This is a genomic window from Martelella lutilitoris, from assembly GCF_005924265.1.
In the GTDB taxonomy this organism is placed as follows: Bacteria; Pseudomonadota; Alphaproteobacteria; order Rhizobiales; family Rhizobiaceae; genus Martelella; species Martelella lutilitoris.
Map to the genome: position 1 here is coordinate 116,981 of NZ_VCLB01000005.1, position 22,700 is coordinate 139,680.

The following is a 22,700-nucleotide window of genomic DNA, read 5'->3' on the forward strand; positions in this document are numbered from 1 at the left end:
GTCTTCAATTCCCTTTGGCGTCGTGATCATCTTTGAGCAGGGCATAGAGATGATGATCCTGCCATTGGCCGTTGATGCGAAGGTATTTTTTCAAATGCCCCTCCTTGGTGAAGCCTGCCTTTTGCAAGAGCGAAGTGCTGCGACTGTTTGAGGGGATACAGGCGGCCTCGATGCGGTGCAACCTCAACTCTTGAAAGATATAGGGAATTACAAGCTGAAGTGCGGCGAACATATGGCCCTTGCCGGCATAGGGCTCGCCCATCCAGTATCCCAGCATGCACATTTGTGCGACGCCGCGTCGGATCAGACCGATGGTGATGCCGCCGACAAGCGTGTTGGTGCGCTTGAGAAATATGAACAGCTGGATGCTGCTGCCCTCGTCGAATTCCCGGTTGAGCCGGGCGACACGCCGGCGGAAGGCGCGCTCGGTCATGTCGTCGACATTCCAGAGCGGTTCCCATGGCTGCAGGAAGGCGCGGCTGCGGATGCGCAATTGCCGCCAGGCGTGATAATCGGAGACGCGCGGCAGGCGCAGAATATGTGTGTCCGAGCTTATGGCGAACCGGCGTCGCCTCAGGACGTCAGGTGCAGAGAAAAAGGCGAACAACTGACTGTCTCCGCTTAATCGGCCTGCCGCCGCATATCAGGACGATTTCCGGTTCCACGCTCGCCATAACGCTTTCAGGCGCCCGCTCCGGCGGCCTTCTTCTCCTCGAAGGAAAGGCCGTCGACAATCTCTTGAAGCGGCGCCAGCTGCTCGATCGGACCGACGGCCGAAAGCGTCGGGCGGGCATTGTAGAAGGCGCGTCCGGCGAGATCGGTCAGCCTCTTCGGCGTGATGTTCTCGATCCGCATCATCATTTCCTCGTTCGGGATCGGCCGGCCCCAGAGCATCACCTGGCGGGCGATCTGGCCGGCGCGGGCGGCAGCGCTTTCCTGGCCCATCAGCAACTGGGCGCGGATCTGCGCCCGGGCACGATCGATTTCCGTCGGGTCGACCCGCTCGGCCGCCTCGCGCAATTCGTTGATGATCACGGGCACGAGTTCGGGCAGTTGGTCGCCCCCGGTGGCCGCATGTACGGCAAAGACCCCGGAATCCGAAAAGCCCCAGTGGAACGCGTAAACCGAATAGCAAAGCCCGCGGATCTCGCGCACTTCCTGGAAGAGCCGCGACGACATGCCGCCGCCAAGCACATTCGCGAGAATCTGCGAGCAGTAGAAATCCTGGGCGTGATAGGCCGGCCCCTCGAAGCCGAGAATGACCTGCGCGTCGGAAAGCGTTCGCACCTCGCGCGCCTCGCCGCCGGTATAGTTGGCGGGCTCGACCAGCGGCGGCGTCGCGGGCTTCTGCGGCAGGCCGGCGAAGCGGTCGGCGACCAGCCGAACGAAGGCGTCGTGATCAACCGCGCCGGTCGCAACAATGTAGATCCGGTCGGTGGTATAGTTGCGGGCAAGGTAGCGGCGTATATCGTCCGGCGTGAAGCCCGTCACCGTTTCGGCGGTTCCCAGGATCGGACGGCCGATCATCTGGCCGCGATAGGCCGCGCCGGCGAAATTGTCGAACACCACGTCATCGGGAATGTCGCTCGCCGCGCCGATCTCCTGCATGATGACGTTTTTCTCGCGCGCGAGCTCTTCCTCGTCGAAGGCGGAATTGGTCAGGATGTCGGCAAGGATATCGACTGCGAGCGGTAGATGGTCCTTCAGGACGCGCGCATAGTAGGAGGTCGTCTCCGTCGAGGTCGCGGCATTGACTTCGCCGCCCACATTCTCGATCTCCTCGGCGATCTGGCGCGCGGTCCTGCGCTTGGTGCCCTTGAACGCCATGTGTTCGAGAAGGTGGGCGATGCCGTGTTCATTTTCGAATTCGTTGCGCGAGCCCGACTTGATCCAGGTCCCGATGGCCACGCTTTCGATATGGGGCATGTTCTGTGTGACGACGGTCAGCCCGGACGGCAGCCGGGTGTACTCTACTGTCATGCGATCCTGCTTCCTATCGTTGGCTTTCAGTGCTCAGTCCGCTGCGAACGAACGCTTCCACCGTGTCGAGATCGGGGGGAAGGACACTGAAACGCTCCTCCTTGTCCATCAGTCCAGCAAGCCACGCCGGAAGCGCCGGGTCAATACCGCTCGCCGATTTTACGGCCGCCGGGAACTTGGCCGGATGGGCCGTGGCGAGGACAATCATGGGGTTCGATGCCTGGTAGGACCGCGCAACCGACATGGCGACCGCCGTATGCGGGTCGATCAGGACGCCGGTGTCCTCCAGCGTGCGCGCGATCTCGGCGGCGGTTTCAGCCTGGTCGGTGCGCCCTGCGGCAAAGACAGTGCGGATCGTTGCAAGCGTGTCCTCCTCAATGTCGAAGGCGCCGGACTGTTTGAGACTTGCCATCGCGCGGCGGACATAGCCGGCGTCGCGACCGCTTGCCTCGAACAGCAGACGTTCGAAATTGGAGGAGATCTGGATGTCCATCGACGGCGAGGTCGTGGCTTCGACGCCGCGCATCTCGTAGCGCCCGGTCTCGAGCGTGCGGGCGAGGATGTCGTTCTCGTTGGTGGCGATCACCAGCCGGCCGACGGGAAGGCCGATCCGCCGCGCGACGTAGCCGGCGAAGATGTCGCCGAAATTGCCCGTCGGAACGGTGAAATCGATCTCGCGGTCCGGCGCGCCGAGCGCAATGCCGGCGGTGAAATAATAGACCACCTGCGCCATGATCCGCGCCCAGTTGATCGAGTTGACGCCGGAAAGCTTCACCTCGTCGCGGAATCGGCGATCGGCGAACATCGCCTTGACCAGGTTCTGGCAGTCGTCGAAATGCCCTTCGACGGCGATTGCGTGGACGTTTTTCGCGCCAAGCGTCGTCATCTGGCGCTGTTGCACCGGCGAGACCTTGCCATGGGGGAAGAGAATGAAGATGTCGGTGCGCGTGCTGGCCGCAAAGGCGTCGATTGCCGCGCCCCCGGTATCGCCCGAGGTCGCGCCGACGATCGTGGCGCGCTGCCCACGTTGTTCGAGCGCATAATCCATCAGCCGCGCCAGAAGCTGCATGGCAACGTCCTTGAAGGCGAGCGTCGAGCCGTGGAACAGTTCAAGCGTGAAGCGGTTGGCGTCGCTCTGGACGAGCGGCGTCACCGCCGGATGGCGGAAGGTGGCATAGGCGTCATCGATCATGGCCTTCAGGCGGTCATCGGGAACTTCGTCGCCGATGAAAGGCTTGATGACGGCAAAGGCGATTTCCTGATAGGACCGGCCGCGCAGCGCGCGTATATCATCGGCCGACATTTTCGGCCATTCGCGCGGAAGGTAGAGGCCGCCGTCCGTTGCAAGTCCTGCGAGAAGCGCGTCAGAGAAACCGAGGGTCGGGGCATCGCCCCGCGTCGAAATATAGTCCACGCAAAGCCCCTTTGTGCTTGCCAGGTTCCTGAAAATGTCTAGCTTGTGGCACGCTTTGGCCTTACCGGTTATCACGGCAAGGCGTCCTGTATGCCTCGTGCCTGCGGGTCATGCCAGACAATCGAATTCTTGCGTTGGCGCTGATATAGAACAAAGCCGGAGGGCTTGAAAAGCCCTTGAGAGAGGAAAGGAATACTCGCCGTGTCATTTCGCACCACCCGTCGCCTGGCCGCCGTTCTGGCCCTTTCCGGCCTCGCGGCCTGCTCCACGGCCACGCCCGAGCCGGAGCCCCAGCCCGCCCAGCCGATCACGCCGGGCGTCAACCTGACGGCGCTCTCGCGCATCTGCCCGAAGGCGATGCTCGATGACGACCAGGCCTTTGATCGCGTCTATTCGCCCGCCGGCTCAACGTCGGCCGAAAATCTCGTCTACCAGGTCTCGCTGGCCGAATATACGCGCACCTGCACGGTCGCGCCAACGGGAGACCAGCTTCTGCTGCAGGTCGCCGTCGCCGGTCGCCTGATCGGCGGACCAAAAGCCAAGCCAGGCACTTACAAGGTGCCGGTGCGCGTCGAAATCGTCGACGGCGACGTGGCGCTTTATGACAAGGTCACCGTGCAGGAGGTCGAACTGCCGGCCGAGGGCATGGCGACCCAGTTCCTGTTCCGGGCGGATGACCTGCCGGTGCCGGCCACCGCCGGTGAGGGCACGCGGGTCAGGGTCGGGATCGACTGATATCCGTAACCGGACGCCGTCAAACGGCGTCCGACCATTCCAGAAGCGCGGTCGCGACGGCGGGCAGGTCTTCCATGCGGTGTATCACCGTCTCGGCCCCGGCCTCGGTCAGCTTGTCGGCGTGGGTCGGTCCGGTATGCGATGCGCCGGTAAAACCGACGACGCGCATGCCGGCGGCCTTCGCGCCCGTGACGCCGTGAACCGAATCCTCGATCACCAGCGTGTTTGCGGGCCGCGCGCCCATCTGTTGCGCGCCATGCAGGAAGATATCCGGCTTCGGCTTGACCCGATCCGGTCCGAGACTTTCGGCAGAAAAGATGTTCGGCTCGAACAGATCGATATAGCCGACCTTGGTCAGCATCGCCTTGATGCGGTCTTCCGTCGAATTGGAGCAGACGCAGCGCGGCTCGGAAAGCTGGGCCACGGCCTCGCGCACGCCCTCGATGGCCTGCAACTCGCGCTTCAGCCGCTCATCGAGGATGGTCTTGTGCTGCTCGATCAGACTGGCCTGCAGCGGGATGGCGGCTTCCTTCTCCACGGCCATCAGAATGTCGCGGAAGGTCAGGCCCGAGAAGCGTTCGCCGATCTCGCCGGCGGTGATCGGGTAACCGGCCTCGCTCAACAGTCTGGATTCCACCTGGGCGGCGAGAAATTCGGAATCGACGAGAACACCGTCGCAGTCGAAAATGATGAGGTCAAAGCGGCTCATTGAAAAATCCTGTTGGTCATTTCAGTCCTGGGCGCGGCACGATAGCACGCCGGAGATAGGGTCGAGGAGTGGCCAGATCAAATTCACGACGGCCGCGATGCGAGATGGCGGGCGAGAAACCCCTCGACCAGGGTTTGCAGCGTGGCGGAAAAGAGCGGCATGCCGCCCGTTCGCCAGCCGAGCGCGTTGAGCCGGCTTGTGGCCATGACGCTGACCTGGTCATGGTCGGCGCGCGCGGGCAGGGGGTGGGGCGAGGCAAGCGCGGCCTTCAGCGGTGCCAGAATGGTGTGGTTGTCGACCACGATGTCGGAGACATTGAGCGCCTTGCCGGAGACCTTGGGAATTTGGGCGGTAAGCACGGCGAGCACCGCGCCGGCGAGATCGCGGCCGTGAAGCTCGCTTCCGGCCCGCGGCGCAATCGTCCTGCCCTCGAGATAATCGGTGAAAAGGCTCTCCCACTTGTTGGGGTAAAGGTCGCCGTAAATGCCGGTTGCCCTGAGGCTCGCCGGCACGAAACCGGGCGCGGCAAGGGCGGCTAGCGCCTTCTCCGCCTCAAGCTTGGCCTTGCCGTAAAGGCTTGCCGGGTCCGGCGCAAGCGTCTCGGCAAGCGGCGTTCCTGGGGGATAGCCGTCGAAGACGGCGCGGCTCGAGAGGAAGAGGCAGTGCTTTACGCCGGCCTGCCGTGCGGCCTCGAACAGGGCGACGCTGCCGTCGACATTCAGCCTGAAAAAGCCCGCCGGATCGTCTCCCTCGCCGCCGCGATAGCGTCCCGGCACATGGGAAAAGGCGGCATGGACGAAGACATCGATGCCGTCGAACAGCGCGCCTTCGGGTTTTCCTTCCGCAAGGTCGAGCGGCCGGTAGCCGACGGCAGGGGAGAATAGCCCGTCCGCAGGAGCCCTGCGGCCGGCAACCGTGACCTTGTGGCCCGCCGCAAGGCATTCTTCCACGATGTAGCGGCCGGCAAGCCCGGTTCCGCCGCTGACGAGAAGATGTTTCATGCCGGTTTTTTCGGGTTCTCGAGCGTTGCGATGTCGGGGATCCGCTCGCCGTCGAAATAGGCCCACCACAGATCGATCAGCGGCTTGAGCGCTTCGGCGCGCGGGTGATCCTCTTCCCACGGCTTTTCATACTGGAAGTGCAGCACGCCGATATCGGACCAGTTCCATAAGTCCGGCATGTTGAACCAGACATATTGCAGCATGTTCATGAACACCGGCAGGCCGTGCCAGTCGGGAAAGAAGGTCTGCAGGAAGGTCTGGTCGGTGCGCCGCCAGAAGGCCTCCGGCGCATCGAGCGCCTCCAGCATGGCCTCGAATGTCGCGACATCCGGCCGGGCAACGAAGACGCCGGAGTTCAGCCGGTGGAAATCCGCGAGGCTCTCGTAGACATTCGGCGCGGCGGAAAACTCCGGATAGAAGAACAGCTTGTCGATATTCCTCAAGACGATGGCATCGGCATCGATGAACACGACCGCATGATATTCGACAAGCTGCCAGAGCCTCAGCTTGCAGAAATTGTCGAGGGGCGTGTGGAAGTCCGGCTTGCGGCCCTTGGTGAAGGGCGCATTGCCATGCACTTCGCGCCGCGCATGGCGGGCGTTGAAGGCATCCGACAGGGGCAGATGGTCGACGCCGATCATCCGGCAGCCGATATCTTCCAGTTGCTTCAGGCTCTCCTCCGGCGTGCCGCCGGTGAAAAGCACGACGACATCGGCCGGCGAGCCGGTCAGGAAGATCGAGCGGGCCAGCGCCAGCGCACCCATCGCATAGTCTGCATTGGTGACCAACGTGACGAAGGCGAACGGGGCCTTGGCGTCCGCGTTGCGGCGGACGCCTTCATTTGAAGGATCAGGCATCAGATCACGAAACCGATTTCAGCGACTTGCCTTCGGGATCGCGGTTGATCTTGGTGGCAATGTCCTTGGTCCAGGCCGAAACGGCCGGAACGCGCTTGCGATCGACGCGATAGGCGTATTTCTTGGCAATGTCGACGATCTCTTCCAGAAGCCCTTCCTTCAGCGTCGTCGGGTTAAGGCCGAGGGAGAGGAACTTGTCGTTCTTGACGATCAGGTCGTTCTCCGGCGCTTCCTTGCGCGGGTTGGGCAGCCAGGCAATCTCTGTGCCGGACATTTCGGAAATCATCTTCGCCAAATCGCGCACCCGGTGGGTCTCGGTCATCTGGTTGAAGATTTCCACGCGCGCGTTCTTCTCCGGCGGATTGTTGAGCGCAAGCTCGATGCAGCGCACCGAATCCTGGATGTGGATGAAGGCGCGGGTCTGGCCGCCGACGCCGTGGACGGTGAGCGGATAGCCGATCGCCGCCTGGATCAGGAAGCGGTTCAGCACGGTGCCGTAATCGCCGTCATAATCGAAACGGTTGATCAACTGCGGATGGCGCTTGGTCTGCTCGGTATGCGTGCCCCAGACGATGCCCTGATGCAGGTCGGTGATGCGAAGGCCGTCATTCTTGGCATAGAAGGCGAAGAGAAGCTGATCCAGGCACTTGGTCATGTGGTAGATCGAGCCGGGGTTCGATGGATAGAGGATTTCCTGGCTGACCTTTTCGCCGGTCGTCGCCTCGATATCCACCGGCAGATAGCCTTCCGGGATCGCCGCGCCGACGGTCGAATAGCCATAGACGCCCATCGTGCCGAGGTGGATGATGTGGGAATCGAGACCGATCTCGACCAGCGCGTTCAGAAGATTGTGCGTCGCGCTCACATTGTTGTCGACCGTGTAGTTCTTGTGCCGGTCCGACTTCATCGAATAGGGGGCGGCGCGCTGTTCGGCGAAATGGATGATGGCGTCCGGCTTTTCGTCTGCAAGCCATTTCTTCAGGATCTCGTAGTCCTTGGCGAGATCGATCAGGTGGAAATGGATCCGGCGGCCGGTTTCCGCGTGCCAGATGCGGGTGCGTTCCTGGATCGAATCCATCGGCGTCAGCGACTGGACGCCGAGCTCGGTGTCGATCCAGCGCCGCGACAGGTTGTCGATGATATGGATTTCGTGTCCGGCATCAGACAGATGCAGCGACGTGGGCCATCCGATGAACCCGTCTCCGCCCATAACCGCAATTTTCATGGAGCCACTCCGATCCGTTTTGTCATGCAGTGAATTTCGCTATTAACCGAAACCAGTATGACATAAATGCAATGGTTTTTTTACGCAATCTCTCCCGATGCCGGCAAAGCACGCTGCCCGACCAAGATTTCTCCATTGCGCCGGCGGCGGCCGTGAGACTAGGAGAGAGCGCGAAAACACGATGCGGGACCGGATATGACAGGCAAAAGTGACGGAAATTCTGCGGATCTGAGCGGCTGGCTCGAAGACGGCGAGCATCATCTGCGACAGCGGGTCTATTACGAGGACACGGATTTCTCCGGCGTCGTCTATCATGCCCGTTACCTGCACTTCCTTGAGCGCGGCCGCACCGACTACCTGCGCTGCCTCGGCGTTGAACAGCGCACGCTGCACACGATCGACGAGGAAGGACTGGCCTTCGCCGTCCATCACATGGACCTCAAATTCATCCGGCCGGCGCGCATGGATGATATTCTGGAGATCACCACGAAAACGACGCGGGCGACCGGCGCGCGCATGGTGCTGGAGCAGACGATTTCCGCTGCCGACGTGCTTTTGACGACCGCGACCGTCACCGTGGTCGTCATCAACAAACACGGCCGCGCCCGACGGATGCCGGACGATCTGGCGGCGACATTGCTGCAGGCAAGGGGAGAGGAAGCCTGACCCTGCTGCATCGGGCTTGCTAAAACATGAGTATTATGTGAAGGAATTCCGCCATCGCCCTGCGGGGGCGTGATCCTCGGCGCGCGCCATGGATTTCAGGGGTTTCGGCCCTCTGGTAACCGGGCGTTAACCATGATCATGTTTCATGTGAGAAGCGGGATTTCGGGCTGTTTTGCCTAGGTTTCACCACGTTTTTGTACGAGATGAAACTAATATGCGGAAGCTTCGCAATCCCATCGCAAATCGAACACGTAACTCGCAGGCGGCTCTAACCGTACCCGCCCGGTCAAACGGGCCCATATATTCAAGGACTTTTGTCACATGGAACAGCTTGGGTTGGAAGCAGCACACGCCGATGTCGGCCTGCTGGCGCTCTTCATGCAGGCCGGACTGATCGTCAAACTGGTCATGATCGGCCTGATTGCCGCCTCGGTGTGGACGTGGGCGATCGTGATTGAGAAGATCATCGCCTACAACAAGGAACGCCGCGCCTATAACCAGTTCGAGGATGCCTTCTGGTCCGGTACCTCGCTGGAAAAACTCTATTCGAACCTTTCCGAGCGCAAGACGTCCGGCATGTCGGCGGTTTTCGTGGCTGCCATGCGCGAGTGGAAGAAGTCCTTCGAGCGCGGCGCGCGTGCCCCCGTAGGCCTGCAGATGCGCGTGGAAAAGGCGATGGATGTCGCTATCCAGCGCGAATCGGAAAAGCTGGAGGCCCGCCTCGGCTTCCTCGCCAGCACCGGTTCGGCGGCGCCCTTTATCGGTCTCTTCGGCACGGTGGTCGGCATCATGACCTCGTTCCAGGCGATCGCCGGTTCGAAATCGACCAATCTCGCCGTTGTCGCCCCCGGCATTGCCGAGGCGCTTCTGGCCACCGCCATCGGTCTCGTCGCCGCCATTCCCGCCGTTGTCGCCTACAACAAGTTCTCCGCCGACAGCGGAAAGCTGGTGGGCCGTATGGAAGGCTTTGCCGACGAATTCGCCGCGATCCTGTCGCGTCAGATCGATGAGAAACTCCAGTCGCGCCCGGCCGCGGAATAATCCGAGGGAGATTGCGATATGGGAATGACCGCAGGAACAAGCGCCTCGGGCGGCAGCCGCCGGGGACGAAGACGCGCCCGGCGCGGCCCCGTCAGCGAAATCAACGTGACGCCGCTCGTCGACGTCATGCTCGTGCTCTTGATCATCTTCATGGTCGCCGCGCCGATGATGACCGTCGGCGTGCCGATCGACCTTCCGGAAACGCAGGCGCAGGCGCTCAATTCCGATACCCAGCCGATCACGATTTCCGTCAATCCGGAAGGCCAGATCTATCTGCAGGAAACCGAGATCGGTATCGACGAGGTCGTGCCGAAACTCGAGGCGATCGCGACGACCGGCTATTCCGAGCGCATCTATGTGCGCGGCGATGCCAATGCCGATTACGGCACGGTGATGCGGGTGATGGCCCGGATTTCGGCGGCGGGTTTCAAGAATATCGGCCTGGTGACCCTGCAGGAACAGGATAGCTGATTTCCCGCCATGACGCGCAGCTTCGCCATTTCCTTTGTTCTGCACTGTCTGGTCATCGGCTGGGCAGTGTTTCTGCTCGGCTCGCCGCCGTCCATGGAAGTGGCGGATGTCGATGCCCTGCCGGTGACGCTGATCCCGGTCCAGGATATCACCCAGGTGCAGGAAGGCGATCAGGACGCGGAGCTTGCCGAGATCGCAGCACCCGTCCCGACGCGGCGTCAGGACCAGGTGGCCGATGCGCAGAATGTCGGCGAAAACGAGATCGACCTGAACAGGGCGGAACAGGCGACGCCTGACAATGTGGAACAGGAGCAGGCGGCGCTGCCGACGCCTTCCGCCGCCGAAACGCCCGAACCCGCGCCGCAGGACGACGTGGCCGAGGCCCCGCCGCCGCCCGTGCCGGAGCCTGCGCCGCGTCCCGAGCCCGAACCGGCGCCCGCGCCGGAACCCGAGCCGGCACCTGCGCCCGAGCCGACCCCGGCACCGGAACCCGCGCCCGAGCCGGAAGCCGTTGAAACGCCTGAACCCGCGCCCGCACCAACGCCGGAGCCGGCCGAGGCCAGCGCGCCTGAACCGGAGCCCGCTCCGCCGGCCGAGCCGGCAGAGCCCGAACTGGCCTTCCCCGACCAAGCGCCCCTGCCGACGCGCCGTCCCGAGCGGCCGGCTTTACGTGAGACGCGCACGGCCGAAGCCCCGCGCACCGACAGCCAGACGACGGCCTCGACCGAGACCGACGATTTCAATGTCGACGACATCGCCGCGCTTTTGAACCGCACCGAGGCGACCGGCGGCGGCGCGCGGCGCACGGAAACGCCGGCGGCCCTCGGCACGCAGCGCCCCAGCAATTCCGCGCAGCTTTCCCAGAGCGAACTCGACGCGCTGCGCGGCCAGATCCAGCGCAACTGGTCGATCCTTGCCGGGCTTGACGGCGCGGAAGGCGTGCGCATACGCATACACATGAAGCTTGATCCATCCGGTGCGATTGTCGGAACGCCCGAGGTGACCGCAACCGGCGGCAGCGAGAGCGCGCGGCGGATCTTGGCCGGCGGCGCCCGCCGCGCGGTGCTGAAATCCTCGCCTTTCGTCCAACTTCCGCCGGAAAAATATGACGCCTGGAGCGAGGTTATCGTGAACTTTGACCCGAGCCAGATGCTTTAACGGATAACCGGAGGAAAGCGGAGGGCACCAGCCCGCCGCATCAGACCGTCGCACTCAACGCTGAAAGGCCTGACCTGTCATGCTCAAACGCTGTCTCGTATTTCTTTCTGTCGCCTGGGCCGGCCTCGGCCTCGTTTTCGTGGCGCCGGCCTATGCGCTGGTCGAGATCGACATCTCGCGCGGCAATGTCCAGCCGCTGCCGATCGCGATCACCGATTTCATTTCCGATGACGGGCTCGGCGCTGATATTTCCGGCGTTATCGCCGCGGACCTCCAGCGTTCCGGCCTGTTCAAGCCGATCGACCGCTCGGCCTTCATCCAGCAGATCAATGATCCCGACCAGACGCCGCGTTTCCAGGACTGGCAGCTGATCAACGCGGAGGCGCTTGTGGTCGGCCGCGTCACCCGCGAGGCGGATGGCCGCCTGCGTTCGGAGTTCCGGCTGTGGGACACCTATGCCGGCCAGCAGATCATCGGCCAGCAATTCTACACCCAGCCCGACAACTGGCGGCGCGTCGCCCATATCATCGCCGATTCGATCTACCAGGCGCTGACGGGTGAGCAGGGTTATTTCGACAGCCGCATCGTCTACGTTTCCGAAAGCGGCCCGAAGACCGACCGCAAGCGTCAGCTCGCGATCATGGATCAGGACGGCTACAATGTGCGGATGCTGACCGACGGCCAGTATATGGTGCTGACGCCGCGCTTCTCGCCCAACCGGCAGGAAGTCACCTACATGTCCTATGAGAACGACCAGCCGCGCGTTTATCTGCTGCAGCTGGAGACCGGTCAGCGCGAGGTCGTCGGGAATTTCCCCGGCATGACATTCGCGCCGCGCTTCTCGCCCGACGGCCAGCGCATCATTATGAGCCTGCAGCAGGACGGCAACGCCAATATCTATACGATGGATCTGAGGACCCGCGCGACGACGCGGCTGACCAGCACGGCTGCGATCGACACGTCGCCGTCCTATGCGCCCGATGGTAACCAGATTGTGTTCGAAAGCGATCGCGGCGGGCGCCAGCAGCTTTACGTGATGAATGCCGATGGTTCGAACCAGCACCGCATCTCCTTTGGCGACGGCAGCTATTCGACGCCGGTCTGGTCGCCGCGCGGCGATCTGATCGCCTTTACCAAGCAGTCCGGCGGCAAGTTCTCCATTGGCGTGATGAAGCCGGACGGCAGCGGCGAACGTATCCTGACGACCGGCTTCCACAATGAGGGACCGACCTGGGCGCCGAACGGTCGCGTGCTCATGTTCTTCCGCCAGAATGCCGGGGAGGGCGGTCCGCACCTTTATTCCATCGACCTGACAGGCTATAACGAACAGCGTATTTCGACGCCTGATTTCGCCTCCGACCCAGCCTGGTCGCCGCTTCTCGAATAGCGGCGCTTGAGGGTTTTGGCCTCGCATTTACCCTTTGTTAACGATATTCGTTGAGGGGGGATTAACGGCGATTTGCTAGGTCATTTCGTCAACACCGGCAGGTGCGCATGATGCAAGCAGCGCACGGCCGTCACGGAATAAAAATCGCGTATCTGAGCCGACCCGATGATGTCGGACACTTGATTGGAACGCTTGAAGGAGAGCGGTAATGAGCCGAGCCATGCTTGGAGTTGAAGGCCTTTCCAGGAAAAGGGCGATGAGGCCTGCTATCGTCGCGCTGTGCGCGGTCATGGCGCTTGGCCTTGCCGGCTGCGCATCCAAGCAGGATGGCAATCTGCCGGGCACCGGCCAGGGCATGGCAGGCGCCAATGCGGGCGTCGCTTCTGCCGGCAGCGTTCAGGATTTTGACCTCAATGTCGGCGACACGGTCTATTTCGAGACCGATTCGGCGGCGATCACGCCGATTGCCGCCCAGACGCTCGACAAGCAGGCCCAGTGGCTGCAACGCTACACCAGCTACGCCATCCGCATCGAGGGCCATGCCGATGAACGCGGTACCCGCGAATATAACTTGGCGCTCGGCGCGCGCCGCGCCACGGCCACCAAGAACTATCTCGTCTCGCGCGGCATTCCGGCCAACCGGATCTCGACGATTTCCTACGGCAAGGAACGCCCCGTCGCCGTCTGCGACAATATTTCCTGCTGGTCGCAGAACCGCCGCACGGTGACCGTCCTACGCGGCGCGGGAAGCTGATCCGGACGGATCGATGAAGAAAAAACCGGCCTCGCGCCGGTTTTTTTGTGTCCGCAGTGCATGAAAATGCGTTTTGATCTAAATATGGCCGAAAACGGCATGTCGGTGAACGTGCAGGTCTGTTTTACTGGTTTCAGGGACAGTTTTTGGGAAAGGGATCATGAGAAAAGCAATTTTGTGTCTGCTGGCAGGCTCCGCCGTCCTTGGCATGCAGGCAAGCGCTTCGGCCGCCGGCCTGTCGCTGTTTCCGGCAACCGGCGGCAACCAAGGGCAGGTGGTTCAGGTTCAGGCGACCGACCCCGCCATGCGGATCATGCAGCTTGAGGAGCAGGTCCGGAACCTCAACGGCCAGGTCGAGGACCTGAGCTTCCAGCTGCTGCAGATGGAGGAACGGATCCGCAAATTGCAGGAGGACATGGAGTTCCGCCTGCAGGACCTGGAAAGCGGCATGGCCGCGCCGCCTTCGTCGGGCAGCGGGCAGGACAATGAAACAGCGTCGATCGACAACCCGCCGCCGATGCCCGACAGCGCCATGAACGACGCCGCCATCCCCGGCGACGTCTCGCCCGACCTGCCGGAGGGCGCTGAAGGCGGCGGCAACGACGCCGCCTTCTACAATGTTGCCTACAACCTAATCCTGTCCGGCGATTACCAGCAGGCCGAGGAGGCCTTCGGCGAGTTCGTACTGAGCTATCCGAACAGTCCGCTCATTCCCGATGCGAGCTTCTGGCTCGGCGAATCGATGCTGGCGCAACAGAAATACAACGAGGCCGCCAAGACCTTCCTGAACGCCTACAAGGCCTATGGCACATCCGACAAGGCGCCGGAAATGCTGTTGAAGCTTGGCCAGTCGCTGGCCGGCATGGATAACAAGGACGCCGCCTGCGCCACCTTCGCCGAAGTGCCCGTGCGCTATCCGGACGCCGCCCGCGCGGTTCTCGACAAGGCGAGCGCGGAACTGACGGCCAACGGATGCTGACGTCGGCCCCGGCCGCCGTTTCCCCCAATGCCTGCGCGGTTGAGGCCGCTGCACGGCAATTCCTGCTTTCGCTTAAGAAAGATTGCCATCTCCTCGTTGCCGTTTCCGGCGGCGGCGATTCGTTTGGCCTGCTGACGGCGCTGGATGAGATGCGGATTGCCTCGGGCAGGCCTGACGTCAGGCTGTGGGCGGCAACCGTTGACCACGGCCTGCGCGCGGCGGCGGCCGAGGAGGCGGCATGGGTCGCGTCGCGCTGCGCGCGGCTCGGCGTGGCTCACCGGACGCTGCTGTGGGAGGGTGAGAAGCCGGCCTCGGGACTGATGGCCGCGGCGCGCAACGCCCGCTATCGACTGCTCGGCGGCGAGGCAGAGCGCATCGGCGCCGATGCCATCGTGCTTGCCCATACGATGGAGGATCAGGCCGAAACCCTGGCCATGCGCCGTGCGCGCAACGGATCCGCGCTTGCGAGCGGCATGGCCGGGCGAACGCTGGTCGGCGGCGCAATCTGGGCCGTGCGCCCCCTTCTTCATGTGCGGCGCGAGGATATCCGGGCTTTTCTCAATGCGCGCGATCTTCGCTGGATCGACGACCCAAGCAATGACGACACCCGTTTTGAGCGCGTGCGCATGCGCCGCCTGCTGCACAACCGCGTCGAGGTGCTGGCCAATGAGGCGGAGAAGGCTGCGCGTGCGCGTGAAGCCCTGTCACTCAGAGCCGCAGCGCTTTTCGCCGACGCGGTTACGCTTCATGACGGAATTGTCGCCGAGATCGATGCGGGGCGGTTTGCGAGTGAACACGATCCGGCGCGCTATCTTCTCAATATTCTGATCCCCGCCTTGGGCGGCCTCGCCTATGGGCCGGGCGGCGCGGCGCTCGACCGGGCGATGGCGCTGTGCGCCGCCCCCCATGGCGCGCGCATGACGGCCGGGCGCTGTCTGTTCGAGAAGCACCGGCATTCGCTCTTCATCCTGCGCGAAGGGCGGGCGCTTGTTGACGCCGAAATCGCACCCGGAGGGGCAGCAGTCTGGGATGGACGTTTTCGCATCGAAAACCGCGCATGCGAACCGCGGCGCATCCGCGCTGTCGGAGACGGGGCGGACGATCCCGACCATATCGCAGGTCTGCCGCGTCGTCTTGCGCGGCTTGCAGGGGCGGTTCGTCCCGCTGTGCCTGCCGCCAGCGGGGTTTCCTGCTCACCGTATCTGGCGCCGTTCGACCGTTTCCTGCCGGGTTTCGACCTCGCGCTTGCCAATAGTCTGGCGGAGGCTTTCGCCCGCCCGGCCTATCCTGATCCGGCATTAGCCTATTTGCGTTGAGAAAATGAATCTTGGGACGGGCTTGTCTTGGCAAGACATGGCACGGACCCTATGTTAGGCGTAATTCAGCGGCATTCTGACGTGCCGGACATATGATTTCGGGGAGTTTAATGAACCCAAACCTACGCAATATTGCGCTGTGGGCCATAATCGCGTTGCTGCTGGTCGCGCTGTTCAGCATGTTCCAGTCGACGCCGTCGCAGAACACCGGCAACCAGGTGGCCTATTCGCAATTCGTGACCAGTGTTGAATCCGGCAGGGTCAAGGAAGTGACCATCACCGGCAACAACATCACCGGCACTTACACGAGTGGCGGGTCGCCCTTCCACACCTATGCCCCGGTCATCGACGACAACCTGCTCACCAAGCTCGAGAACAACAATGTCGACGTCACGGCGAAGCCGGTCAGCGACGGTTCGGGCGGCATCCTGAGCTATGTCGGCACGCTTCTGCCCATGCTTTTGATCCTCGGCGTCTGGCTGTTCTTCATGCGCCAGATGCAGGGCGGTTCGCGCGGCGCGATGGGCTTCGGCAAGTCCAAGGCCAAGCTTTTGACGGAGGCCCATGGCCGCGTGACGTTTGACGATGTCGCCGGCGTTGACGAGGCCAAGCAGGACCTGGAAGAAATCGTTGAATTCCTGCGCGATCCGCAGAAGTTCCAGCGTCTCGGCGGCCGTATTCCGCGCGGCGTCCTGCTTGTCGGCCCGCCCGGCACGGGCAAGACGCTGCTGGCGCGTTCGGTCGCCGGTGAGGCCAATGTGCCGTTCTTCACCATTTCCGGTTCCGACTTCGTCGAAATGTTCGTCGGCGTCGGCGCGTCCCGTGTGCGCGACATGTTCGAGCAGGCCAAGAAAAACGCACCCTGCATCATCTTCATCGACGAAATCGATGCGGTCGGTCGTCATCGCGGCGCCGGTCTCGGCGGCGGCAATGACGAACGCGAGCAGACGTTGAACCAGCTTCTGGTGGAGATGGATGGCTTCGAGGCCAATGAGGGCATCATCCTGATCGCCGCGACCAACCGTCCCGACGTTCTCGATCCGGCGCTCCTGCGTCCCGGTCGTTTCGACCGTCAGGTCGTGGTGCCGAACCCGGATATCGTCGGCCGCGAACGCATCCTCAAGGTCCATGCCCGCAACACGCCGCTGGCGCCGAATGTCGACCTCAAGGTCGTCGCACGCGGTACGCCGGGCTTTTCCGGTGCCGACTTGATGAATCTCGTCAACGAGGCGGCGCTGATGGCGGCCCGGCGCAACAAGCGCCTTGTCACCATGGCCGAGTTCGAGGATGCCAAGGACAAGATCATGATGGGCGCCGAGCGGCGATCCACCGCGATGACCGAGGCGGAAAAGAAGCTGACGGCCTATCACGAGGCCGGACATGCCATGGTGGCGCTGAAGGTGCCGGTGGCCGATCCTGTCCACAAGGCGACGATCATTCCGCGCGGCCGCGCGCTTGGCATGGTGATGCAGTTGCCCGAGGGCGACCGCTATTCCATGAGCTACAAATGGATGATCTCGCGGCTTGCGATCATGATGGGCGGACGCGTTGCCGAGGAGATCACCTTCGGCAAGGACAACATCACCTCCGGCGCATCCTCCGATATCGAGCAGGCGACCAAGCTTGCCCGTGCGATGGTGACGCAGTGGGGCTTTTCCGACGAACTCGGCCAGGTTTCCTATGGCGAGAACCAGCAGGAGGTCTTCCTCGGCCATTCGGTGTCGCAGTCGAAGAATGTCTCGGAATCGACCGCACAGAAGATCGATTCGGAGGTGCGGCGTCTGATCGACGAGGCCTATGTCGAGGCGACCAGGATCCTGAAGGAAAACCACGACGGCTTCGTCGCGCTTGCCGAGGGCCTGCTCGAATACGAGACGCTCTCCGGCGACGAGATCAAGGCGATCCTGCGGGGCGAAAAGCCTTCGCGCGACCTTGGCGACGATACCCCGCCCTCGCGCGGCTCGGCGGTGCCCTCCATGGGGCCGAAGAAGGACGCGCCCTCGGGCAAGCCTTCGGATGGCACGGAAGGCGACGGCTTCAAGCCGCAGCCGAACTGACAGGAAGAACCGCCGGCGCCGACCGGCGGTTTTTTTGTCTCGACGTTCCCCGGCCGCCCTCCTGAAACCCTGCGATGCACGTTCCGGTAACGTCATGTTAGCGTTGTTGACGTTATTTTAGGTGCCTTGACGACGATTTTCTGCCAAGAGATCGCCTTAGCATATGCCTGGCAGAATGATGACGGTCGCTCCCGCGGCGGCCCAGACGAGGAACGACATGGCACGCAAATATTTCGGTACCGACGGCATTCGGGGTCTTTCCAATACTTTCCCGATGACGCCTGACCTCGCCATGCGGGTCGGGATCGCTGTCGGCACGATCTTTCGCCGCAACGACCACGCCCGCCGCGTGGTGATCGGCAAGGACACGCGGCTGTCGGGCTACATGCTGGAGAACGCGCTGGTCGCGGGCTTTACCGCCGCCGGCCTCAATGTCTACCTGCTGGGTCCGATCCCGACACCGGCCGTTGCCATGCTGACGCGCTCTCTCAGGGCCGATGTCGGCGTCATGATTTCCGCCTCTCACAATCCCTTCGCTGATAACGGTATCAAGCTTTTCGGTCCGGACGGCTACAAGATGTCGGACGAGATCGAGGCCCGGATCGAGGCGCTTGTCGATCGCGACGATTTCTATTCGCAGCTCGCCCGCTCCAACGAGATCGGCCGCGCCAGCCGCGTCGAGGGCGACATTTACCGCTATATCGAATTCGTCAAGCGCACGCTTCCCCGCGACGTGACCCTGCACGGGTTGCGCGTCGTCGTCGACTGCGCCAACGGCGCTGCCTACAAGGCGGCTCCGACCGCGCTCTGGGAACTGGGCGCCGACGTGGTGACGATCGGGACGGAGCCGAACGGCCTCAACATCAACAAGGAATGCGGCTCGACCTATCCGAAGACGCTGCAGGCCAAGGTGCACGAGGTGCGCGCCGATATCGGCATCGCGCTCGACGGCGACGCCGACCGGGTGATCATCGTCGACGAGAAGGGCAATATCATCGACGGCGACCAGCTGATGGCCGTGATCGTGGGCAATCTTGCCGATGACGGCGAGCTCAAGGGCAACGGCCTCGTGGCGACCGTGATGTCCAATCTCGGTCTCGAACGCCACCTGAATGCCAGGGGGCTTGATCTCGTGCGCACCAAGGTCGGCGACCGCTATGTGGTCGAATATATGCGCAAGCATGGCAACAATGTTGGCGGCGAACAGTCCGGCCATATCGTACTCTCCGACTTCGGCACGACCGGCGATGGCCTGGTGGCCGCGCTGCAGATCCTTGCCGCCGTCAAGCGGGCGGACAAGCCGGTGAGCGAGGTTTGTCGCAAGTTCGATCCCGTGCCCCAGCTTCTGCGCAATGTCCGCATTTCGGCAGGCGCCGTGCCGCTGGAAGACGGCAGCGTCAAGCAGGCGATCGCCGATGCGGAAGCCGAGCTGAAGGGCAGGGGACGCCTCGTCATCCGCCCGTCAGGCACCGAGCCGCTGATCCGCGTCATGGCCGAGGGCGACGATCCCGCCCAGGTCGAGCGCGTCGTCTCCGGCCTCATCGACGTGATCTCCAACGTGCGCGACGCCGCCTGAGTTTTTCGAACATCAGACGTTTCATCGCCTGATCGCGGGCGCGGCTCTTCGCCCGCTGAGTCTGGCGTTTCGGGCATTTTCCAAAGCGGCGATGCCCTTCGGCATGTTTTCTTCGATTTCCTGTGCCGCTCCGGCTTTGACCGGACGAATCTGGCCATATTCCTGTTGCACCATCACACGGCGTTGTGGCGCTGAAGGGTTTTGTGAAGCAAGGGGACAAGCAGATGTCTGCAGCAGCTTTGATCGTGGTGACCATTCTCGGCTGCGATGACAGCCTGACCCGGTGCCAGTACATCGATACCTCGCCGGATACCTATGAAAGCGTCGCTCTTTGCGACGAGGCGCTGGAGCGCGATCTCAGCCATTACAAATATTCCGAATATGCGAGCGTCATCGGGGTTTGCCGGTCTGCGGACGAGCCGATTGAAGCGGCGCTTGGCGGCATTGCCGTCACAGGGATACCCGAAGCGCGCACTCGGCTTGCTGCCGGACCGCAGCCCGGGGATGACGGCCACGTGCCGGAGCATGGAAACAGGTTGCTGATTCTCGCAGACGGCGCTCTCGACAAGGCCGCTTCCGTATTGCCCGACAGGGAACAGATCCGGACTGTGGTCATCGCACCGGTCGATGCCGTCAAGGGAAGCTATACCTGGGTTATTCGCAAGCTCGGACTTTGATCCTCGCAAGAATGCCGATGACCGAGGTCAGGCATCGAAGGGCCCTTGTTACCAGACAGCAGGGACCGCAGGCACCTCTCATACCAAAATTGGGCGTACCTCTTCTGGTTCGTTGACGCGGTGAAGATTGTCAAACTATTGATTTCACTGATCCGGGTGGTTTCAGGCGCATCGTCGTCAAAACTTCGCCTCGGTAATCCAGACCGATCGGATCGTATCAATTGCAAGGATGAAGTTTCACGAAAATCTTTTCTTTGAAGGGCAGGAAGCGCGCGGCGGCGGCATTGGCTTGCGTTGTGTTTTCAACGTCTGTTGCCGAAGCCTTTGCGGGCATCACGCTGACGGCCGGGGACGGCGATGTGGTGCGTGCGCGCACGATGGAGTTCAACGTCGATGTCGATGCCTCCGTCATCCTGGTGCCGCGGGGCACGGAACGCACCGGAGAGACGCAGGGCCGCGAGAAATGCCTGGGCTGGAAGGCCAGATATGCCAGCATCGGCGCGAACCCATGGGGCTGCCCTATCTGGTTGACGGCGTGAACGGGAAGGGCCTTTCGATCGGCCTGTGCTATTTTGCCCCGGCGGCAGAATAGCAGCCCTACAAGCCGGAAGACGCTGCCAGGACAATGGCTGCTGGCAGCTTGGCTCTTATATTCTCGACAATTTCGCCACGGTCGATGAGGTGAAGGCGGCGCTTTCCGATATCGTCGTCGCGCCGGCATCTTCAAGCAGTTCAACATGGTGTTGCCGGTCCACTTCGTCGTCACCGATGCTTCCGGCAAGACGATCGTGATCGAACAGGTCGGCGGAAAACTGCAGGTGAGCGACAATCCACCCTTCGACTGGCACATGACCAATCTGCAGAACTACGTCAATCTTCGCGTTGACAATGTGCCGCCGCAAAGCTTGGCGATGTGACGATTGAGGGTCTTGGCCAGGGCGCGGGCCTGCTCGGCATGCCCGGCGATTTCACCTCGCCCTCGCGATTCGGGCGGGCGGCGATCTACTCGCACGGCGTTGAACCGAGCGAGAACGGCAACACGGTTTCCGACGACACGCAGTGGGCAGCGGTCGTCGATACAGCCCAGGTCGAGCGCGTTGTCTCCGGCCTTGTCGAGGTGATCTCCAGTGTGCGCGCCGCCGCCTGAGAAAAGCGCGATGCGCCGGACAGTCAAGGCGTTCCGAAGGGCTTTTCCGGCGTGCCTTTACCTTTCACTGACAAAATGACCGGCCCTGACGGGCCGGATCTTTCTTGCGCGGCGTGACGTCGTCCAGCGGACACGCGCAGCCGCCTCTGTTTTTCTGTCTCAACGCATCGTCAGCCAGGGTCAGGCAATGACGGCTGTTCGCGAGACGCCGTCATTGCCGAAGACAAGTCCTATTCAGGCTTTCCAAGGCTGTAGAACTGTTCAGTCTCGTCCAGTTTCCATGTCTTGATTTCCTTGGCGTCAAGATTTTCCTCATTGAGGCTGACCTTGCGTATTGCTGAATCGTCGTATGTCCGAAGATAGAAGGTCAAGCTGGACGTGTCGTTGGCGCTTGTCCACTGCGTGTAGTCAGCAATGATGTTGCCGTGATCATCCTTTTCCCGACCGGTCCGCACAACGCCGCGGGGGATGTCGAAATTGTTAAGGATGTGGAACATTTCAAAGACAGTGTCTTCACCGGTCTCGGTGTTGAACTCGCCATTTGAGTAGATCGCGGCGCGAACAAAACGCGAGGGCGGCGTGAAGTCGCCCGGCAGGCCCAGCAAGCCGGTTCCCTCGCCAAGACCTGGCACTGTGAGATCGCCGATTTTCTTCTCTTTGACGTTCCACAGGTCAAGATTGACGTAGTTGTTGAGATTCACCAGATGCCAGGGGAAGGTCGGCTGATTGGTGAATGTGCCGATCGGATCGTCGTAAAGGTTCAGCTTTCCGTCTGAATATTCGATAACCAGCCTGTTGCCGGAAGGATCGGCCACATAATAGTGGACCGGCATGACCATGTTCCACTGTTTGAAAACAACGGCGGGCACAACAACGTCCTGAATGCCGGCGCGGACATCTTCAATCGTGGCAAAATTGTCGAGGATATAGGAGACAACCTCCCAAGGCGCGATCGTCTTGGATTCGTCTCCTGCCGTGAACGGCTGATAGTCCGCATAGTCCATGAAGTAGAAAATGCCGGCTGAAAGCCCCTTTTCGTTCAAACCGTCGATAACGACGGGCATCCCCAACGCATTGGTGCCCACATTGGCATATTTTACCTTCCAGTTTTTGCCTTTTTTGCCGTCAGGCGCCGTGGCCGTGCGGTCCAGTCCGCGTGGCACGAGGATAACATCGGATTTGATATCGATGCCGAACTCCATCGTGCGTCCCCGCACCACGGTGCCGTCCTTGGCTGTCATCGTAATGCCCGTGCAGGCTTCCGCGACCGAGCCCAGCATCATCGATGCCGCCATGGCGCAGGTGGCGATGCGCGCCCCCAAGCTTAGCTTTCTAGACATGTCCCCTATTCCTCTCCTCTTTGGATCGCGCTGGATTATCTATTCATTTCAACAATGTGCGCTGATCTCTGTTGGCCTATGAACGTTAGGCGGGAGATCGCGGTTGCAACAACCGCCTTAAGGTAAAGTGCCAGAAAAAGTCCGGGCGGAACGGTCCCTTTGCCCGGAAAACGGCGGCCTCCATCGCCGCATATGCCGATGCGTCAACAC

General features: G+C 62.1%; 21 protein-coding genes and 1 pseudogene. 14 read left to right on the forward strand and 8 right to left on the reverse strand.

The genetic code is table 11. The features are described 5' to 3' along the window. Nucleotides 1-4 precede the first annotated feature (4 nt). The 3 genes from FF124_RS09775 to thrC form a co-directional block, all read right to left on the reverse strand. Entirely contained in the window at nt 5-607 is a 603-nt protein-coding gene (locus FF124_RS09775; RefSeq protein ID WP_138748314.1) for a GNAT family N-acetyltransferase, read from the reverse strand. A 74-nt stretch (nt 608-681) separates the two neighbouring features. Further along, a complete protein-coding gene (locus FF124_RS09780; protein ID WP_138748315.1) occupies nt 682-1,980 on the reverse strand; it encodes a M16 family metallopeptidase in 1,299 nt (432 codons plus the stop codon). Nucleotides 1,981-1,993: 13 nt separating this feature from the next. Further along, complete coding sequence (gene thrC / locus FF124_RS09785) at nt 1,994-3,394, reverse strand: threonine synthase (protein WP_138748316.1); 1,401 nt, start codon at nt 3,392-3,394, stop codon at nt 1,994-1,996. 201 nt (nt 3,395-3,595) lie between these two features. Between thrC and FF124_RS09790 the strand changes: the two genes are divergently transcribed. Further along, a complete protein-coding gene (locus tag FF124_RS09790) occupies nt 3,596-4,129 on the forward strand; it encodes a hypothetical protein (protein ID WP_138748317.1) in 534 nt (177 codons plus the stop codon). 19 nt (nt 4,130-4,148) lie between these two features. Here FF124_RS09790 and FF124_RS09795 read toward each other — a convergent pair whose 3' ends face one another. The 4 genes from FF124_RS09795 to FF124_RS09810 form a co-directional block, all read right to left on the reverse strand. Continuing rightward, nucleotides 4,149-4,838: an HAD family hydrolase gene (locus tag FF124_RS09795; RefSeq protein ID WP_138748318.1), complete on the reverse strand. Its 690-nt coding sequence runs from the start codon at nt 4,836-4,838 to the stop codon at nt 4,149-4,151. An 83-nt stretch (nt 4,839-4,921) separates the two neighbouring features. Then, nucleotides 4,922-5,839 (reverse strand): NAD-dependent epimerase/dehydratase family protein, encoded by a 918-nt coding sequence (locus FF124_RS09800; protein ID WP_138748319.1) that lies wholly within the window; start codon nt 5,837-5,839, stop codon nt 4,922-4,924. After that, a complete protein-coding gene (locus FF124_RS09805) occupies nt 5,836-6,696 on the reverse strand; it encodes a glycosyltransferase (protein ID WP_138748320.1) in 861 nt (286 codons plus the stop codon). The genes FF124_RS09800 and FF124_RS09805 overlap by 4 nt, the downstream gene beginning before the upstream one ends. A 4-nt stretch (nt 6,697-6,700) precedes the next feature. Beyond that, complete coding sequence (locus FF124_RS09810; protein WP_138748321.1) at nt 6,701-7,921, reverse strand: NAD-dependent epimerase/dehydratase family protein; 1,221 nt, start codon at nt 7,919-7,921, stop codon at nt 6,701-6,703. Nucleotides 7,922-8,116: 195 nt separating this feature from the next. On the opposite strand from FF124_RS09810, the gene ybgC reads away from it, so the two are divergent. The 13 genes and pseudogenes from ybgC to FF124_RS20775 all read left to right on the forward strand — a co-directional run bounded on the left by ybgC (nt 8,117) and on the right by FF124_RS20775 (nt 21,150). Next, entirely contained in the window at nt 8,117-8,587 is a 471-nt protein-coding gene (gene ybgC, locus FF124_RS09815; RefSeq protein WP_138748322.1) for a tol-pal system-associated acyl-CoA thioesterase, read from the forward strand. Nucleotides 8,588-8,908: 321 nt separating this feature from the next. Further along, nucleotides 8,909-9,628, forward strand: coding sequence for a protein TolQ (gene tolQ, locus FF124_RS09820; RefSeq protein ID WP_138748323.1), 720 nt, complete (start codon nt 8,909-8,911; stop codon nt 9,626-9,628). Between the two features lie 18 nt (nt 9,629-9,646). Then, a complete protein-coding gene (gene tolR / locus FF124_RS09825; RefSeq protein ID WP_138748324.1) occupies nt 9,647-10,099 on the forward strand; it encodes a protein TolR in 453 nt (150 codons plus the stop codon). Nucleotides 10,100-10,108: 9 nt separating this feature from the next. Continuing rightward, entirely contained in the window at nt 10,109-11,257 is a 1,149-nt protein-coding gene (locus tag FF124_RS09830; protein ID WP_138748325.1) for a hypothetical protein, read from the forward strand. Between the two features lie 79 nt (nt 11,258-11,336). Further along, nucleotides 11,337-12,644, forward strand: coding sequence for a Tol-Pal system beta propeller repeat protein TolB (gene tolB, locus FF124_RS09835; RefSeq protein WP_138748326.1), 1,308 nt, complete (start codon nt 11,337-11,339; stop codon nt 12,642-12,644). 208 nt (nt 12,645-12,852) lie between these two features. Further along, nucleotides 12,853-13,398: a peptidoglycan-associated lipoprotein Pal gene (gene pal / locus FF124_RS09840; RefSeq protein WP_138748327.1), complete on the forward strand. Its 546-nt coding sequence runs from the start codon at nt 12,853-12,855 to the stop codon at nt 13,396-13,398. A 160-nt stretch (nt 13,399-13,558) separates the two neighbouring features. After that, entirely contained in the window at nt 13,559-14,377 is an 819-nt protein-coding gene (ybgF, locus tag FF124_RS09845; RefSeq protein WP_138748328.1) for a tol-pal system protein YbgF, read from the forward strand. Next, nucleotides 14,371-15,693, forward strand: coding sequence for a tRNA lysidine(34) synthetase TilS (gene tilS, locus FF124_RS09850; protein WP_138748329.1), 1,323 nt, complete (start codon nt 14,371-14,373; stop codon nt 15,691-15,693). Before ybgF ends, tilS begins: the two co-directional genes overlap by 7 nt. 110 nt (nt 15,694-15,803) lie before the next feature. Then, entirely contained in the window at nt 15,804-17,750 is a 1,947-nt protein-coding gene (gene ftsH / locus FF124_RS09855; RefSeq protein ID WP_138748330.1) for an ATP-dependent zinc metalloprotease FtsH, read from the forward strand. A gap of 217 nt (nt 17,751-17,967) precedes the next feature. Further along, entirely contained in the window at nt 17,968-19,326 is a 1,359-nt protein-coding gene (gene glmM / locus FF124_RS09860) for a phosphoglucosamine mutase (RefSeq protein ID WP_138748331.1), read from the forward strand. A gap of 224 nt (nt 19,327-19,550) precedes the next feature. Beyond that, nucleotides 19,551-20,003, forward strand: a complete 453-nt coding sequence (locus FF124_RS09865; protein WP_138748332.1) for a hypothetical protein — start codon at nt 19,551-19,553, stop codon at nt 20,001-20,003. A 284-nt stretch (nt 20,004-20,287) separates the two neighbouring features. Next, complete coding sequence (locus FF124_RS20770) at nt 20,288-20,542, forward strand: linear amide C-N hydrolase (RefSeq protein WP_246072350.1); 255 nt, start codon at nt 20,288-20,290, stop codon at nt 20,540-20,542. 198 nt (nt 20,543-20,740) lie between these two features. Continuing rightward, nucleotides 20,741-21,150 (forward strand): annotated as a pseudogene (locus FF124_RS20775) (linear amide C-N hydrolase). Nucleotides 21,151-21,380: 230 nt separating this feature from the next. Here the strand turns inward: FF124_RS20775 and FF124_RS09875 are convergent. Beyond that, on the reverse strand, nt 21,381-22,490 hold the full coding sequence (locus FF124_RS09875) for a linear amide C-N hydrolase (RefSeq protein ID WP_138748333.1): 1,110 nt from the start codon (nt 22,488-22,490) through the stop codon (nt 21,381-21,383). Between the last annotated feature and the right edge of the window lie 210 nt (nt 22,491-22,700).